18 protein-coding genes are annotated in these 15,443 nt (G+C 46.3%); 6 read left to right on the top strand and 12 right to left on the bottom strand.

What is annotated here, in order from left to right; genetic code table 11:
- Nucleotides 1-248 precede the first annotated feature (248 nt).
- The 3 genes from purB to O8C65_12710 are packed head-to-tail and all read left to right on the top strand — an operon-like array spanning nucleotide 249 to nucleotide 2,482.
- The gene (gene purB, locus O8C65_12720; GenBank protein ID MCZ7357785.1) at nucleotides 249-1,586 is read left to right on the top strand and encodes an adenylosuccinate lyase; all 1,338 of its coding nucleotides are present in this window, start codon (nucleotides 249-251) and stop codon (nucleotides 1,584-1,586) included.
- A gap of 3 nt (nucleotides 1,587-1,589) precedes the next feature.
- Nucleotides 1,590-2,042, top strand: coding sequence for an N-acetyltransferase (locus O8C65_12715; GenBank protein MCZ7357784.1), 453 nt, complete (start codon nucleotides 1,590-1,592; stop codon nucleotides 2,040-2,042).
- 35 nt (nucleotides 2,043-2,077) lie between these two features.
- On the top strand, nucleotides 2,078-2,482 hold the full coding sequence (locus O8C65_12710) for a WxcM-like domain-containing protein (protein ID MCZ7357783.1): 405 nt from the start codon (nucleotides 2,078-2,080) through the stop codon (nucleotides 2,480-2,482).
- On the opposite strand, the gene O8C65_12705 is transcribed toward O8C65_12710, so the two are convergent.
- From O8C65_12705 to O8C65_12695, 3 genes are read right to left on the bottom strand one after another with little or no spacing between them, the layout of a single operon-like run.
- Nucleotides 2,477-3,058, bottom strand: a complete 582-nt coding sequence (locus O8C65_12705) for a PrsW family glutamic-type intramembrane protease (protein ID MCZ7357782.1) — start codon at nucleotides 3,056-3,058, stop codon at nucleotides 2,477-2,479. The genes O8C65_12710 and O8C65_12705 overlap by 6 nt on opposite strands.
- Before the next feature lie 35 nt (nucleotides 3,059-3,093).
- Nucleotides 3,094-3,960: a hypothetical protein gene (locus O8C65_12700; GenBank protein ID MCZ7357781.1), complete on the bottom strand. Its 867-nt coding sequence runs from the start codon at nucleotides 3,958-3,960 to the stop codon at nucleotides 3,094-3,096.
- Complete coding sequence (locus O8C65_12695) at nucleotides 3,957-4,790, bottom strand: S49 family peptidase (GenBank protein ID MCZ7357780.1); 834 nt, start codon at nucleotides 4,788-4,790, stop codon at nucleotides 3,957-3,959. The genes O8C65_12700 and O8C65_12695 overlap by 4 nt, the downstream gene beginning before the upstream one ends.
- Before the next feature lie 189 nt (nucleotides 4,791-4,979).
- Here O8C65_12695 and O8C65_12690 point away from each other — a divergent pair, with 189 nt between their 5' ends.
- The 3 genes from O8C65_12690 to O8C65_12680 all read left to right on the top strand — a co-directional run bounded on the left by O8C65_12690 (nucleotide 4,980) and on the right by O8C65_12680 (nucleotide 6,228).
- A complete protein-coding gene (locus O8C65_12690) occupies nucleotides 4,980-5,258 on the top strand; it encodes a hypothetical protein (protein MCZ7357779.1) in 279 nt (92 codons plus the stop codon).
- Entirely contained in the window at nucleotides 5,255-5,683 is a 429-nt protein-coding gene (locus O8C65_12685) for a PIN domain-containing protein (protein MCZ7357778.1), read from the top strand. Before O8C65_12690 ends, O8C65_12685 begins: the two co-directional genes overlap by 4 nt.
- Nucleotides 5,684-5,796: 113 nt before the next feature.
- Nucleotides 5,797-6,228, top strand: a complete 432-nt coding sequence (locus tag O8C65_12680) for a peptidylprolyl isomerase (GenBank protein MCZ7357777.1) — start codon at nucleotides 5,797-5,799, stop codon at nucleotides 6,226-6,228.
- Here the strand turns inward: O8C65_12680 and O8C65_12675 are convergent, their stop codons facing one another.
- The 9 genes from O8C65_12675 to O8C65_12635 all read right to left on the bottom strand — a co-directional run bounded on the left by O8C65_12675 (nucleotide 6,229) and on the right by O8C65_12635 (nucleotide 15,396).
- Complete coding sequence (locus O8C65_12675) at nucleotides 6,229-6,855, bottom strand: hypothetical protein (GenBank protein MCZ7357776.1); 627 nt, start codon at nucleotides 6,853-6,855, stop codon at nucleotides 6,229-6,231.
- Nucleotides 6,856-6,858: 3 nt separating this feature from the next.
- Nucleotides 6,859-7,833 carry a porphobilinogen synthase gene (gene hemB, locus O8C65_12670; protein ID MCZ7357775.1) on the bottom strand — a complete coding sequence of 325 codons (975 nt, stop codon included), beginning with the start codon at nucleotides 7,831-7,833 and terminating at the stop codon, nucleotides 6,859-6,861.
- A gap of 72 nt (nucleotides 7,834-7,905) precedes the next feature.
- Complete coding sequence (locus O8C65_12665) at nucleotides 7,906-8,457, bottom strand: molecular chaperone TorD family protein (GenBank protein ID MCZ7357774.1); 552 nt, start codon at nucleotides 8,455-8,457, stop codon at nucleotides 7,906-7,908.
- 148 nt (nucleotides 8,458-8,605) lie between these two features.
- Complete coding sequence (locus tag O8C65_12660; GenBank protein MCZ7357773.1) at nucleotides 8,606-9,256, bottom strand: ethylbenzene dehydrogenase-related protein; 651 nt, start codon at nucleotides 9,254-9,256, stop codon at nucleotides 8,606-8,608.
- A 47-nt stretch (nucleotides 9,257-9,303) separates the two neighbouring features.
- Nucleotides 9,304-10,332 (bottom strand): respiratory nitrate reductase subunit beta, encoded by a 1,029-nt coding sequence (locus O8C65_12655; protein ID MCZ7357772.1) that lies wholly within the window; start codon nucleotides 10,330-10,332, stop codon nucleotides 9,304-9,306.
- Complete coding sequence (locus O8C65_12650; GenBank protein MCZ7357771.1) at nucleotides 10,332-13,160, bottom strand: molybdopterin-dependent oxidoreductase; 2,829 nt, start codon at nucleotides 13,158-13,160, stop codon at nucleotides 10,332-10,334. The genes O8C65_12655 and O8C65_12650 overlap by 1 nt, the downstream gene beginning before the upstream one ends.
- A 25-nt stretch (nucleotides 13,161-13,185) precedes the next feature.
- Entirely contained in the window at nucleotides 13,186-13,770 is a 585-nt protein-coding gene (locus O8C65_12645) for a YceI family protein (GenBank protein MCZ7357770.1), read from the bottom strand.
- Nucleotides 13,771-13,799: 29 nt separating this feature from the next.
- Nucleotides 13,800-14,207, bottom strand: coding sequence for an ester cyclase (locus tag O8C65_12640; protein ID MCZ7357769.1), 408 nt, complete (start codon nucleotides 14,205-14,207; stop codon nucleotides 13,800-13,802).
- Nucleotides 14,208-14,379: 172 nt separating this feature from the next.
- Complete coding sequence (locus O8C65_12635; GenBank protein MCZ7357768.1) at nucleotides 14,380-15,396, bottom strand: tellurite resistance/C4-dicarboxylate transporter family protein; 1,017 nt, start codon at nucleotides 15,394-15,396, stop codon at nucleotides 14,380-14,382.
- Nucleotides 15,397-15,443 lie beyond the last annotated feature (47 nt).

The following is a 15,443-nucleotide window of genomic DNA, read 5'->3' as shown; positions in this document are numbered from 1 at the left end:
TTTGAACGATTACAATTCATGACGAGTTTATAACAAATATAAAAACATTTCTATTTTATCCAACACAGATTAATTATAATTATTAATTATTTGAGATACGTAAACCAACCCTGCGCCACCTCCCTACATCCTTGCGATCGCTGCACTTATCTCCGTCCCTCTCGTCAGTGTAACTAAATCTGCTAGTATGCAAGTAATGTCATCAAATATCGATAGTTTCTTTTAATAAAAAGCCAATAAGTATTCCCATGGCAATCCACCCTATCGAGTACCGCTACGGGCATCCTGAAATGAAAGCGGTATGGACCGAAGAGAACCGCCTCCAAAAAATGCTTTCTGTTGAAGCAGCACTGGCAAAAGCTGAGGCGCTCGCAGGTTATGTCCCCAAAGGAATAGATGAGAAAATAGCCCCGGGCGCAGGAAAAGTAAAACTTGAGAGGGTGAAAGAGATAGAGGATGAGATCCACCACGACGTGATGGCGGTGGTACTCGCGCTGGCAGAGCAATCCGGGGATGCGGGGAAATGGGTTCATTTCGGCGCCACTTCCAATGATATCCTGGATACTGCCACGGCTCTTCAAATAAAAGATGCAGTTTTGATCCTTAGAAAAGAGACGGTAAAATTACGCTCGCTGCTTCTTGATATGGCGTTATCCCATAAGAACACGGTATGCGCAGGCCGCACTCACGGGCAGATCGGTATTCCTACCACCTACGGCCTGCGTTTTGCGATATGGGCATCCGAGATCGACAGGCACATCGAGCGCCTTGACCAGTTAATGCCGCGGGCCACAGCTGGCAAGATGAGCGGGGCCGTGGGAACCCAGGCAGCTTTTGGGAAAAAAGGCATTGAGATACAGAAAAAAACAATGGAATTCCTGGGGGTCCATGCCGCGGATGTTTCGAATCAGATAATACAGCGGGACAGGCATGCGGAATTCGTGATGTGGATGGCGAATACTGTCACAACCCTTGATAAGATATGCATCGAGATAAGAAGCCTTGCACGGAGCGAAATAGCTGAAGTGGAAGAGAGTTTTGGCAAGAAGCAGGTGGGTTCTTCCACGATGCCGCATAAGCGCAATCCCATAAAGTCGGAACAGGTCTGCGGGCTGGCAAGAATTGTGAGGGCGATGGTAGAACCTGAACTCTGCAATAACACCCTCTGGGATGAACGGGATCTCACCAATTCCTCGTGCGAGCGTGTGGTATTTCCTGAATCCTGCATCCTTACTGACCATGTGATACGCCTGACTTCAAGCATTATCCAGAACCTGCGCTTCTACCCCGGGAATATCAGGAAGAACCTGGACCTGCTCAACGGCCTGAACATGGGTGAGGCAATAATGATGGAACTGGGCAAGAAAGGCGTGGGAAGGCAGGAAGCCCATGAGATCGTACGGCAATGCGCCATGTCGGCCCGTGAAACGGGAAGGCACATGAAAGATATTCTGGCCGAAAATGAAACTGTGTCGAAATACATGTCCGGGAACGATATAATCAGGATAATGGAGCCGGATAACTATATAGGTACGGCAGTAGAACAGGTGGAATCCCTTGTCGAAAAGCTTAAAAAAAGAGGATAATATTTGTTAAGAAAAGCCACCATCAAAGACGTTGAAAAGATATGGAAACTTGTCAACAATTACGCCGATAAGCGCATAATGCTTCCCCGCTCACTTAGCGAATTGTATGAGAACCTGAGAGATTTTTACGTGGTCATAGAAAATGACCAGATGGTGGGCTGCGGGGCGCTTCATATAACGTGGGAGGATTACGGTGAGATCCTCTCCCTTGCGGTCGAGCCTTCAAAGGTGAGGCAGGGGATAGGTTCAAAGATACTCAAAGCATGCGAGGAGGAAGCACGGACCCTTGGATTGAATAAACTTATCACTTTGACCTATGCGCCGGAGTTCTTTGAAAAGCAGGGTTTTGTAAGAGTAAAGAAGAGCACGCTGCCGCATAAGATTTGGAGCATGTGCATCAAATGCCCCAAGTTCCCCGAATGTGATGAGATACCTCTCGTGAAGAAAATAAATTGACAAACGAACTGAGACTCTTTTTATCCTGGTGATCGATGCTGGAAAAATTTCTTCATTTCAAAACACTTGCTTCATCCCAGAACCAGAGAGATGAACGAAGGATGGTGGAAGAACGCGGGGAATTATCCCAGATAGTGAACGGGGAATGTTTCAGGCACCTGGTTTTTATAGATATCAAAAAAGGGTTTTTCAGGGGGAAGCATTATCATATCAATCACGAGGAAACTTTTTACGTTATCAGCGGGACTGTTAAAGCGGTATTCGAGCATACCGGCACAAAAGAACGCCTGATAAGAATAATGAAAGCAGGCGATAAGGTCACAGTGCTCCCGGAATGCGCCCATGTGATTTTAGCACTTGAGTACTCACAGCTCGTTCACTTTTCCAGGGATGAGTATGACCCTGCAGACACATATCCTTATGATTTCGAAGGGCTATGACCCCTCTGATACGATCCGTTCAGATGTTTTGCCGTACAGATACAGGGAAAGGAAATACGTTATTATCAGGACAGCCGGTCCTCCTATAAACCAGATCGAGCCGGCGATAGCGAAAAAGTTGTTCAAAAGATGCAGTAACGCGGCGATGAGATAGAATAACATCGGTTGTCTTGTGGCTATCCCGTAGGCAGTAATGGATGTGCTGGATGCATGGAACAGTACGGCAGGTAATCTGACATATACCGAAGCCCCTGAACCGAAAACATAGAAGAAAAACTCTGTGATTCCGAATCCCAGGCCGGTCAGGAATCCAAGAGTAAAAATTGATCTTTCGGTTTCCCCATGGCGGTAGAAAAGAGGGTAAGCTTTTGCAAATTCTTCAATAAATGGTACGAAAATGGAAGATGTACAAATTTCAGAATAAATTATTGGGATAAAGAAGCATAGATGGCTTGAGAATGCATCAACGAAGAGTGTGAGAGGTATGCTCACGATAATACCTGAGAAAACGAAAAAAAGTTTTTCTTTAAGACCGGGTCTGTGAAGTGGTATTATAGCTTTGTCATTTCCGACCATTTCTTATATCCCCATTATACACTTATTAATGACTATTATTTCCGGGTAACATTGGAGGTTGCATTCCCACTCGCATTGCCAGGTGATATTGGACCCGATGGCGGGGCAAGGAAATCCGCGATATTATAGACCAGCCTCTTATTATCCATTACATCATAAGGCTCGGACATAAAGGTTGCATCCCCTATTGCAAGGACATTCTTTTCATCGTTCATTGCTGCGACCGAGTATCTCCCCTTTTCTCCCTTGCTAGAAGAATACGTGTTGTTATCAGTAAATATTATACCTTTCCCGAAAACAGAACCCGACGTGAAAAAAACGACCTTATGCAGACCTCTCGTGATATTGTTCCCTGCGAATTCCGTGAGATAGATATTTTTGAAATTCCCTTCATTCTCTTTCAGATTGTACAGATAATCGTTCCAGAACAACATACCGAATTCGGTGGCGAGAGAGTTTATTTCACTTTTCTTTATCGGTTCTGAGATCATAAGCATCCGGCCGCCTCCGGCTACGAAGTCTTTTACCGCCTTTACATCTGACGATGAAAATGGAGTTGAGGGTGAGATGATCACAAAGGAAGCGGAATTCGACAGGTTCTTTGCCAGGTTGGAACCATCTTTGACATATTCAATGCTGTATCCTCTCTCTATTATCCCGGAAAAGAGAAGATTCAAATCCTCTGCATTGAGGTTATTTCCGTGGGATAAATCTATTAGAACTGTCCCGCTGCCTTTCGTGAAGTTCTCCTTTATCTCGACCGGAATGGAAGAAATCACATTGATGCTTAAAAAATCAGGTTCCTTGACAGGGGGCGGGAGATATATGCCCCTGTAGAAGAACAAAAGCTGCGCCAGGAATACAACAGCGATAACCACAAGGGCAAAGCGTGTCTTATTCATGACTCCTCTGTCTCCTCATATATGTAGTAATTAACAGGAGTTACGGTTTTATTCAGTCCGGCAAGACCGTGGAAATTCCCGCTGAAAGAGATGTTCATAGCCTTGTTTATGTTCAGGGTATCGTAATTTGCGATGCCTGCCATGCTTGCGGCTTTCCGGATTGCGTCTGACCCTGTTCCAAGCGAATCAGCGAGGCCGTATTTTACTCCCTCAGATCCGAGGAATATCTCGGCGCGGGATAAGCGCTCCGAATCAACGTGCAGTTTATCCCCGCGCTGCGATATCACCGCCATCAGGAATCCTTGTTTTATGGTCTCCACCTGGGCAGTATAATCTTTCTGGGACTTTCCTGATATCTTGAATGGGCCTGTGGTTATTTGCACACTGTCGGGTTTCCAGGGCTCAGGCAATGTCGAAATTACGCCAATGTTGCCTATCTCCGATGACGGTTTGACATAGATGAAGTTTGCCGCAGATGAAATATAATATCCTCCGGACAATGCGCTGCTGTCCACAGAGACCACAACTGGTTTCTTTGCCCTTAATTTCAGGGTCTCAAGATATATTTCCTCGATCTTAGAAACTTCGCCCCCCGGAGAATCCATGTTAATAACTACGGCTTTAATAGAAGGATCGTCCCCCGCGTACTTCAGCATACTGACTATATCGCTCTTTGTATCTTCCGCCATGAATGGAGTGTTGAGTGTGATTATTCCCACTTTTGGGATCCCGATGAATATATTGAATAGAACAATGCCCACAACCACAGAAATGACCAACAGAAAAGGCCTTGAATCGCTCAATTTTCCGGCATATTCACGGATTTGCATACAGATAGTTATAGTTCTTGAATATTATATACCTATCAGCGTTCTCGCCCAATCATTTGAAACATTATTATTAATAAGACGTTTATTGTGGCTCTCCAATGCGTTCCCGCAGATGGTGCAAAGACCGCAAAGATGGCGGTGCGAATTTTTGTAGAAAAGTATATAAAAGATAAAATTATCTCATTACTTATGAGTGAAAATATCAAAATCTACGAAAAAGATAAGCACGTATTCGATATGCTTCAAGCTGAATTAACGCTCAAGACTGGTAAGAAAATAACCCAGCAGGAGTTGTTCTCGTGGCTCATCGAATTTGTGAGGTCAAAAAAGGATAATTTCTTTGGCAGGCTCTCTAAACTACCTTTATCAGAGAAAGAAAAAAAGAAAATAAGAAGTCTCCAGTGCGACATGGGCGTCGAGACGAGTGAAGAAGAAATAGACATGGTAGTTTACGGGGCCAAAAGATGAGCATTTTCATCGATGCAGGCATATACATTGCCTATGTAAATGAGAAGGACAAGCTTCATTCTGAAGCCTCTGACCTTATTGACGGTATTATGGAAAATAAGCATGGAGCTGCATTTACCTCGAATGCGGTTTTTGATGAAGTCGTGACTTTCCTGCTTTACAAAACGGGAGATGTCAGGAATGCTTCAAGAGCCAGGGATTTGATACTGGGAGATAAAGAGAAGGGCATGCCGCAATTCATGAACTTGCTTTTTGTGGATAAAGAAGTGCTTAACAAAGGATGGAATATTTTTGTGAAATATGCCAATAAGAAGCTGAGTTTTACAGACTGCACAACCATAGAACTGATGAACAGCAGGGATATCGAACACCTGGCAAGTTTCGATGGCGGGTTTGATGGGATAGTGGCCAGGATCATAGAGTGATTTTCGAAGTCCCGATCATTATTTTCTTTTCCCTGACTGCCAGCTTTATCTATAATTTGGTTTATTTCAAAAAGCAATTATACCATGACCTACTCTAAGCTTCCTCGATACTTATGCCAAACAGAACAGCAGTATTGGAAACAGTAAAAGGAACGATAAAATTCGAACTTCACGAAAAGGAAGCCCCCATCACCACAAAGAATTTCATAGACCTGGCAGAAAAAGGTTTCTATAACGGCCTTATTTTCCACCGTGTCGAGCCGGGATTCGTTATTCAGGGCGGCGACCCGAAAGGGAATGGTACCGGAGGCTCGTCGAAGACGATTCCTCTTGAAATCTCACCCTCGCTCACGCATAAGAAAGGCGCTGTGGGCATGGCGCGATCGCAGGACCCGAACAGCGCAAGTTCGCAGTTCTATATCTGCCTCGAGGATGCAAAGTTCCTTGATAAGAATTATGCGGTCTTCGGACAGGTTATCGAAGGCCAGAGCGTTGCCTCGAATATCAGGAAAGGCGATAAGATCCTGAAAGCTACGATACAGTAGCTAATATTTTTTATTGAATAGAGGATAGGCGAACTCCCATGTTGTGGGGTCTTTGTCCCCGGCATCATCGAAGTAACGGTACACAGTAACTTCTTTGACATTTTCACCCAGATTCCGGTTGAGCACCTGTGAAAGCGTCTCCGGTGTCATCAGTTTATTGGTCTGAGGTTCAAAGAAATACCACGAGGTTGTTCCGAAGACAGTTGATTTGAACGATACAAGCGCATGTCCCGTGCCATCCGAAAATGTCACCGCTGCGAAATACGCCACAAAGCCTGCTTTTTCTGAAGCGTTAATCATGTCTACAGTATACTGCCCGCAGACATATTCTTCCGGTGTATAAGCCCTGATATTTACATTAATATGAGTGAACCAGTCGACGTAATTTCTGTAATTGACTTCTGCCGCAACGGAATTATTCTTGAATCCCTGGACCGTCTCGTCAGGTTTTGGAACTGTCGTAGTCGGCTGGACAGTCGCGGGTGGAAGGTTGATCGAAGTTGGAGATGGGGCGGGGGTTACTTCAGTTACCTGTTGTTCAGCTACCGGTTGAGCGACATTGGCCTCATCTATACATCCTGAAAACAGCAAAAAAGCCGAGATTACCAGAATATAATACTTTCCCAAATCCTATTCACCAAGCATTTTCGCAGCGTCTTTGGCGAAATACGTCAGGATCATATCCGCTCCTGCTCGTTTTATGGACAGCAACGACTCAAGCACAGCCTTTCGCTCATCCAGCCAGCCCTTCGCAGCGGCGGCTTTTATCATGGAATATTCACCGCTGACATGATAGGCCGCAGTCGGCATCCTGAACTTCTTTTTCACACGGTAAACAATGTCCAGGTAAGGCAGCGCTGGTTTGACCATGATAATATCTGCGCCTTCTTCGATATCAAGCGCGACTTCACGCATTGCCTCATCCGCATTCCCGGGGTCCATCTGGTATGATGCCCTGTCCCCGAAGGAGAAGCCCGAGCCGGCTGCTTCCCTGAAAGGGCCGTAGAATACAGAGCAGTACTTTGCTGCATAGGACATTATGGGCGTGTTCGTGAAACCATTCCCATCGAGTGCACGGCGTATGGCACCCACCATGCCGTCCATCATTCCGGAAGGTGCGACGATATCCGCGCCCGCTTTCGCATGGCTCACTGCGGCCATCCCCAGGATCTCAAGCGTGGGGTCATTGAGGATCTCATGCGTTTCGCTCACCACTCCGCAGTGACCATGCGATGTATATTCGCACAGGCACAGGTCGGTCATAATAATAATATCCTCCCCGTCCTCCTTCCTGATGGCACGGATCGCTTTCTGGATTACGTCATTTTCGCCATAGGCATGAGTCCCGGTCTCGTCTTTCTCTCCGGGTATGCCAAAAAGGATGATTGACGGAATTCCCAGATCCAGGATGCATTGAGCCTCATCCGCAACCATATCAAGCGGAAGGCGATAATAGCCAGGCATGGAATTTATTTCAGATGGTTCCGTTATGGTCTCATCCACAAAAACAGGGCATATCAAATCCTTGACTTCAAGCTGCGTCTCCCTCACAATGGGGCGGAACTTTGATGAGCGCAATCTTCGCATGCGCGTTGTCGGGAACATACCTGATTTTATTGGATGGATAGTACTTAATGATTATCCAAAGACCGGATTCATATTTTTAAAAAATATTCCTTATTTTTCATTAAACTCATCTAAATTTGCAGTAATCAGTTCAAATTCAAAGGAGATAAACCGTGATGTAATTTGAGCAAGCCAGGCATAGAAAGGCAGACTTGCTGAATCTTGAAGTTTAAGGCAAAATTCAGGAATCCATTGTATCAGGTGTCGTTCCAGAAAATCCTTCTGCGCCATAAGATATCCTTTGAGTTTTTCGCCCTTGCCTTCTCCTAAGGCTTCCTTAAAGGTCAGGAAATGCAGGAATTCAAGCTCTGCACAGATATGATCGGGAAATTCCCGTTTACCTTCTTCCTGGCTCATGTGCAGGCCGAAAAAATTGTAGAATTCACTTACCTCAAGCATGACCATGCTCCTTGGCTTATCGCAATAATGGCCCTCGTACGGTGAACATAGGGGTATGGGTGTACCAGCGTCGAATGTCCGGGTAAATTTTATCTCGAATTCAGCCAGGGTCATTCCTTTCATAGCATCTTTTTCACGACCTGCCATGGGAGAGCTTTCCAGGATAAGGTTATTGAGCCCGGGAATTGAGGATATGTTATGCATGAGTTCATCTAAGAATCTTCCATTCTGAAACGTTTTGAAGAGTAGGGGCGTAGGATAACGGAAGCCGATCGAGAGTAATTTGTATACGTTGCTTCGAATAATGGGGTCTGTATGGGTATTAATGGATGTCTGAGACATATTGATCGAATCACTGGATAGAAAGATTTTGCCACTCCGAAACTATTTTGTGCCCGCCCCTTTCTGCATACACTCCGCCTTTCCAATTAGCAAAGGCTATCCTGTAACTTCTCCCGCGGATAAAGGAGACCTGGTTTTCTGAAGCTTGGGCCATCGGCCGGGTTATGATCAAGCTCCAGGTTTCATTTTCCCATTTCTGGTAATGCCTGATGTTCTGGGAAGCTTCATCAGGGCTGATTTGGGTGGTCCCCATTCCGCCGGCGACAATATTCTCGGGCCTCGGCAGATCGGCTCTCCAGAAAATGATGTTGACAGGTTTGTCCATGGCACCCATCCAGAGAGGACTATCTTCTGTGAAGAGAGGGATCTCCATGGCAAAAGCATCCGCAAAGATGGGATAATCAGCTACTGAATTATTTTCTGTAACAGCGTTCCATTGATAGAAGAAAAAAATATCAGTTCCGTTATGCACCGCTTTCACTTTTGCATGCCTGATCTCATCCGGCCCGAATGTGGTTCTTGCACCAGCTTCGTTGAGCCTCCTGCTGAAATCTATTGTGGCTTCAGGAGCAACTGCCCAGGCTGGATCCACCGGATCAAGAGCTTTCGACCCTGATACAAATGCGACCGTAATTGTTGAAGATGTCTCGCCTGGCGGCATGAACCTCCTATGGATTTCTAAATGAAGGATAAATTTTCATATTTCGTTCACACCTGGATCCTATCAGCTTCAGAATGCGGAATTAATAGGTCTATCAATTCCGAACTTTCACCTTTTGCCACTTTTTCCCGTTCGGTCTGGATGATGTAAAATATCTCTGTAATTCTCTCTGCGCGCTTATCGAGGGTCTGGTCTGGCGTGTCACCGAACAATTTTGCAAGCATCTCAACAGGAATGCGTGGCTCTTCTGCAAGCTTGCCTGCCCTGGTATAAGCAGGCGGAGAAAGAGGTGGAATATAAAATACGTTAGGTTCGGTTTTAAATTCAGGATGCAGCCTCAAAGCCACTTTCCATGTATTCACAAGTTTATACACGCTGCTGGCAGTATCGTCTGCAAAGCCTACATAATGTATCCGTCCAACACACTGGGTTGCGCATAAGTTACCTTTATGCTGCTCGATCCTGGGATAGCAGAATATGCACTTCTGGGCTATTTTTTCATCCGGATTATAGTATATTTTTTTATAGGGGCATCCTTTAATACAATAACGGTAACCCCTGCATCGTTTCTGATCAACAAGGACGATCCCGTCTTCCTTGCGCTTGTAGACCGCCTGGCGCGGGCAGGCATCCACGCATGGGGGGTCGCTGCAGTGGTTGCATATGCGCGGAAGGTAAAAATAATAGGAATTGGGGAAGGTTCCATCGCCCACATCCTCGTCCCAGTTGCTTGCGTATCCTGAAGGTTTGGGTTTTGGGATCAATGCCGATGCTGAGGCATCTCCTCCATCGGTTTTCAATACATCGCCATAGTTATATTCCCAGGGCGCGCCGTAGCCTTCGTTAATACTTGGAAGCGGTATGCTGTTTTTGTCCTTTGTATCAAACCATCCTCCCTGGGTTTCCCAGTTCTTCGGGTAACCATTGCCGGGCCGGGTTTCCACATTGTTCCAGTACATATGCATCTGGCCGCTGTTCCTGTCAGTCCACATGGTCTTGCATGCCATGGTACAGGTATGGCAACCAAGACACTTGTTAAGGTCAGCCACCATCCTTATCTGTTTTTGTACGGGCATCACTGAACCTCCATGGATTTTCGGATTTCCACGCGGGTATCCTTCTGGTTCCCGGTAGGCCCCCAGTAATTTGGCTTAAACTTTAGCTGCCCGTAACCTCCCACAAGCTGGGTCGGCTTGATGCGGATAGTCATGGGGCTCTGGAAGCCGCCCTCATTGAATGTGTAGCGCTCCCAGCCCTGATACATTAATGCCAGGCCTTTCGGCATCCGCGGCGAAATGCACAGGTGTGCAATCATTGTCCCGCAGTCGTTGTAGATTTCAACAGGATCGTTGTCCGAAAGTCCGCGGGCCGAAGAATCATCCGGGTTTAAGTACACGATGGGATAACCCCTCTGCAACCTCAGCTGATATTTTGCATCCCGCCACAGGGAATGAATGCTCCACCGCCCGTGCGGGGTGAGAAAGCGAAGCGGGTATTTTTTCCCGTCCACAGGCGGTTTGTATACGGGCAGTTCCTCATGGAACTCTCTCAAAAACCAGTCATGGTCGATATAGAACTGCTGCCGTCCCGTAAGTGTGCTAAGAGGTCGTTTCAATTCGTACATCCTCTGGAAAGCGTAGTAGGCTTCCCCTTCTTTTATATCGCTCGTCCACCCTTTATCAGTAGCCACAAAACGCCTGGGCTGCTCGTTCAGCATATCCATTGTCATACCTTTTGTTTCCAATGAATTATCCAGGATGAACTGCCCTGCGTTCTTGTCTTCCGCAAGCGTGTCATTTGCAGTGAAATCATTCACAAGTGATGAAAAATCACGATTGGTGATGGAACCATCGGGCATCGTATCTGTAAAAGAGAATTTTGTGTCAGAAAGTGCACGGGCAAGATGCGAAAATATCTGCCAGTCTGTTTTGCTATCAAGCTGCGGAGGTATTATTGGAGTGAACGGGTTGATGTAGGAGTGAAGGTCAGTTGTACTCAGATCCCATTTCTCGAACATGCTTGCAGAAGGCAGTATCACATCCGCATATAAACCTGTCGTGTTCATGCGAAAGTCAATATCCACTACAAGGTCAAGCCTGGGCCAGAGGTTGGCCAGTATGGATTCTGCACCTTTGGCCTGGTTAAGAAAGTTGGCCCCCCATACGATAAGGACGCGGGGAGTGTTACCGTTGTCAAGAGTTCCTCCGGGATATAACGGCATCCAGCCATTATCCACACTTTCGCGTATGTATTCTTTGATGGGGCGCGGCCAGAGGTCATGGCTTTCCGGGTCTGCTTCTATGTTCGAGTGTACGTATGTCCACAGTGTGGTTGGCTGGAATCTTTGCTTTTTATTGCCAAGAGGAAAAGCAAGTTTGAAAAATCCCTCCTCGCACCAGAATTTTTCCTGGCCTACATAGTGATCAAACCCCCCGCCGGGGATGCCGACATTACCTGTTAGGGCAGCAAGCAGGATCATGCTCCTGTTGATAAGATCATTGTGATAATAGTGGTTTACACCTGCACCCTCGATGATCCTGGCAGGTTTTGCACCTGCAAACTCGCGGGCCACCTGGATGATGAGGTCAGCGTCAACTCCTGTAATGCTGGAAACGCTTGCGGGTTCGTAGTCATTGAGTTTCTGTTTGAGAAGTGAAAAAACAGTTGTTACTTCTACATTCCCTGAAAGTGTATCTACCATGAAAGTTCCAACAAGTGCAGGATTTATTGCGCCAAGGTCAAGGGTTTTTTCCAGGCAATCAACTGTACCGGGAGCCAGTTCAGGTTTTTGTGTGTTTTCATCCCAGAAATAGAAATTACCCGTCTTTCCACCAGGTACGACGTCGCTCTCCCTGAGGAACTTCCCGTTATCAGTCCTCACAAGCATTGGCATGTCGGTGAACCGTTTCAGGTAGTTCTCGTCATATAACTTCCCGTTCACTATGACATTTGCCATGCCAAGGGCCAAGGCGCCGTCAGTTCCGGGTTTTACCGGGATGAATATATCCGCATGTATCGAGACGGGATTATATTCAGTAGAGATAGAAACTATCTTTGTCCCATGCATTCGTGCTGCGGTCACAAAATGAGCATCAGGAATCCTTGTCTCGAGCAGGTTTGAACCCCAGATTATGATATATTTTGAATTAAACCAGTCTGCTGCTTCGCAAGAATCGGTTTGCACACCCCATGTCATTGGCTCGCCGGGCGGCAGGTCGGAAACCCAATCATAGAACGTGCATACCACGCCGCCGATGAGGTTTGCCAGGCGCGCGCCTGCGGCATAGGAAACCAGGAACTTTGCGGGATTGGCTGAATAGAAAGTCACTGTATCGGGGCCGTGATTGGATATGGCAGAAACAATCTTGTCCGCAATGTAATTCAGAGCTTCTTCCCATGAGGCTTTTCGCCATTTTCCTTCACCTCTTTTGCCTGTCCGTATCAGGGGATACTTCACCCGCTGCGGGCCGTAAACATATTCTTTGTAATTTGCGCCCTTCTGGCATCCTCTCGGGTTGTAGGTGGGAAGAGTTGAGTTGATATCCGGATAATCAGCGTATTGCTCCTCCTTGAATGCAATGTTGTTCCTGACATAGACCTTCCACGTACAGGAACCTGTGCAGTTGATCGAATGTGTGGTCCTGCCAAAAGAATCGTATTTCCACTGCTCACGGTGCAGCGTTTCCCATCCCCTGTAGGGATATTCACCAACAGGGTCATGTACCTTTTCCAGAAGGTCAAGTGACAATGCATGCTTTGCTGCCTGCGCCCCCCGCTCAAGGAGAGCTCGGGCACGATCGTGCCTCGCCGCCAGGGTTTCTGTCGATGGTGCTGATGATGCCTTTTTTAGAGATTCGGGCTGGTCATCTTTCCCCGGTTCTTTTGCTATCACTTTACTTGACATTATGACCAAAACCTGAATACAAGCGTCATGCGTTCGTTTGGGGCAGGAGTTCAGTGGCAATGTTAATAATAATATCCTTTCCGACCAGAAACCCGCCTGTTTCCCGATTCAATTCGGTCATCAGGCCAAAGTCTTTACGGCTAATCTTTGCGTTCCCGATGAAAGCAATTCGGGTGTTGCCCCAGGGATCGTCAACGATGCCATTAAAAACTACATCAAGGGGTACCGGCCTCGTGACATCGCGAACTGTCAGTTCACCTTCAACCGTCAAATGCCCTCCGGGTTCAGCTGTAGCACTGGTGCTGTGATAGGTCATTGTTGGAAATTTCTTCACGTCCAGGAAACTTGCACTGCGGATGTCCTCATCGCGTTTTGGGTTGTGGGTGCTGATACTCGCTGTGTCAATACTGATATCAAGAGATGACAGTGTTGGATCGTCTTCTATCACGATCTTTCCTTTGAACGAGTCAAAGCATCCCCATATCTGCCCGACCATAAGATGTTGTGCAATAAAGCAGGTGAAGCTGTGTATGGGGTCAATTGCATACTCCCCTGGTATCGGAAAAAGCAGTCCATTAAAAATCCGTGATTTTATTTCGGTTTTGTTCATAAAGATCTTTTGTTATAATGATGCACCATTTAACCCAGTCCAATCTGCCTCATCAATCCCACCAGATCGTAGAAGAGCTTCTCCTCGATGATTTCCCCATTCTTCCAGTGGGCGACCGTGCAAAACTCTACCCGGAATTTTTTGTTCGTGGATGGAATCATTTTGCCGCCGGGACCCTTCATGGGTCCTTTCATTGTGCCTGTAAATTCAGCTACTGAGCATGTGTAGTCACCCTGACCGAAAAGAATCTTATAAGGGTTGTTCACGATATGGTTATCAGGAAATGTCTTGAAAAACTCCACAGCCTCATCGTGATGTGCCTTTCGTCCTTTTGTTGGATTTGGTTGACCTGGCCAGTATACTGCGACATTTTCGGCATGACGTTTGCCAAATATTTCCCAGTCCTGGGAATTCCATGCATCGTCCAACGTTTTCATTAATTGGAGGTTATCTTGCTGTACCATAATTTTTTCACTCCCATTTTAATATAGGAGTGCACTTCATATAAGACTTATGGACATCGTCCGCATGGATTACTGAAAATGTTTATCGCGTCATATTCTGTGTTGAAATGTTTGCAGCGATTGAAACTCTCTTATTTTTGCGGGCTCAATAAATTTCATTCACAATCCTTCTCACCATCCCGATAAAAGTAACGAACCATGCAAGTAAAGCCGCGTATATGAAATACCGGGAAATCAGGTATAACGGCGCCAGTCCTGTAGCCTCTGCAAATACGTAAGTGCTCGCTGTGTACATGCCCAGAGGAAATACAAGGCTCCAGTATTGGGGGTCATAGCTCAGGGGGAACCGTTTGTACAGGTGGCGCCATGAGCTCAGGATCAACAGGAGGGGTATCCACCATGTTGCTGTGGCCCAGAAAAACAGGGTAAATCCTTTAAGAAATGGAAGGATTTCCTGCAAAAATGCCCAATTCCCGGAGGCAAGGATAAGCCTCCCTCCCGTCAGTGTGGTAATAGCTGCGGCGCCCATATCTACCCAATAAAGAGGTATGAATGATTCGGGAGTGAGGTTAAAGAATGTAAGCCTGTAGAAGACAAGAGTTATAATAATTATGTATAGCATGGAGCCAAGAAGGAAAAGGCCAAGCGAGAGAAAAAGGAAATATTCCTGCCATGGAAAAAACCTGGAGGCGACCAAAGCTCCAAGAACCGAAACGGATTGAGTAGCTACGATAGAAATGAACCACCCCCCGTGGATCCCTGCTTCCAGATCGGGTTTTGAGTCCCGTACAATGACAGCCGTAAAGAACCCGTATATCAGTATAAGCCAGAGAAATGTTCCGATAATCAGGAGAAAAAATGCAGTGGTCAAATCCTGTGAAATGAGCACGAACTCGTTCCCAAGAATGCACGTACCCGCTACCAGTGTAAAAAATCCCGGGCCGCGGATATGGGAAATTAAATCGGAAAAGAATTTGGGAAAGTGCCAGAAGAGGCGAAGCAGAGTGAGAATCCACAAAACCACGTAACCCAAAATATTGATGAAAAAAAGTGCCCTGGCCAGCGAAGACATTCCCTGTAAATAAGATGCAATGGAGACTATGCCGGTTGCCATGATAAAGGCAAAATAACCCGGGTAAAGGTCACTCACCTCATTTTTCAAAATTTCTTTAAATTTTAGTATCAAGTTTTTCGCTTTAAAATTTGGAA

Origin of the sequence: Candidatus Methanoperedens sp. (assembly GCA_027460535.1) — an archaeon.
Taxonomy (GTDB): Archaea; Halobacteriota; Methanosarcinia; order Methanosarcinales; family Methanoperedenaceae; genus Methanoperedens.
This window is presented reverse-complemented; position numbering and strand designations above follow the sequence as displayed.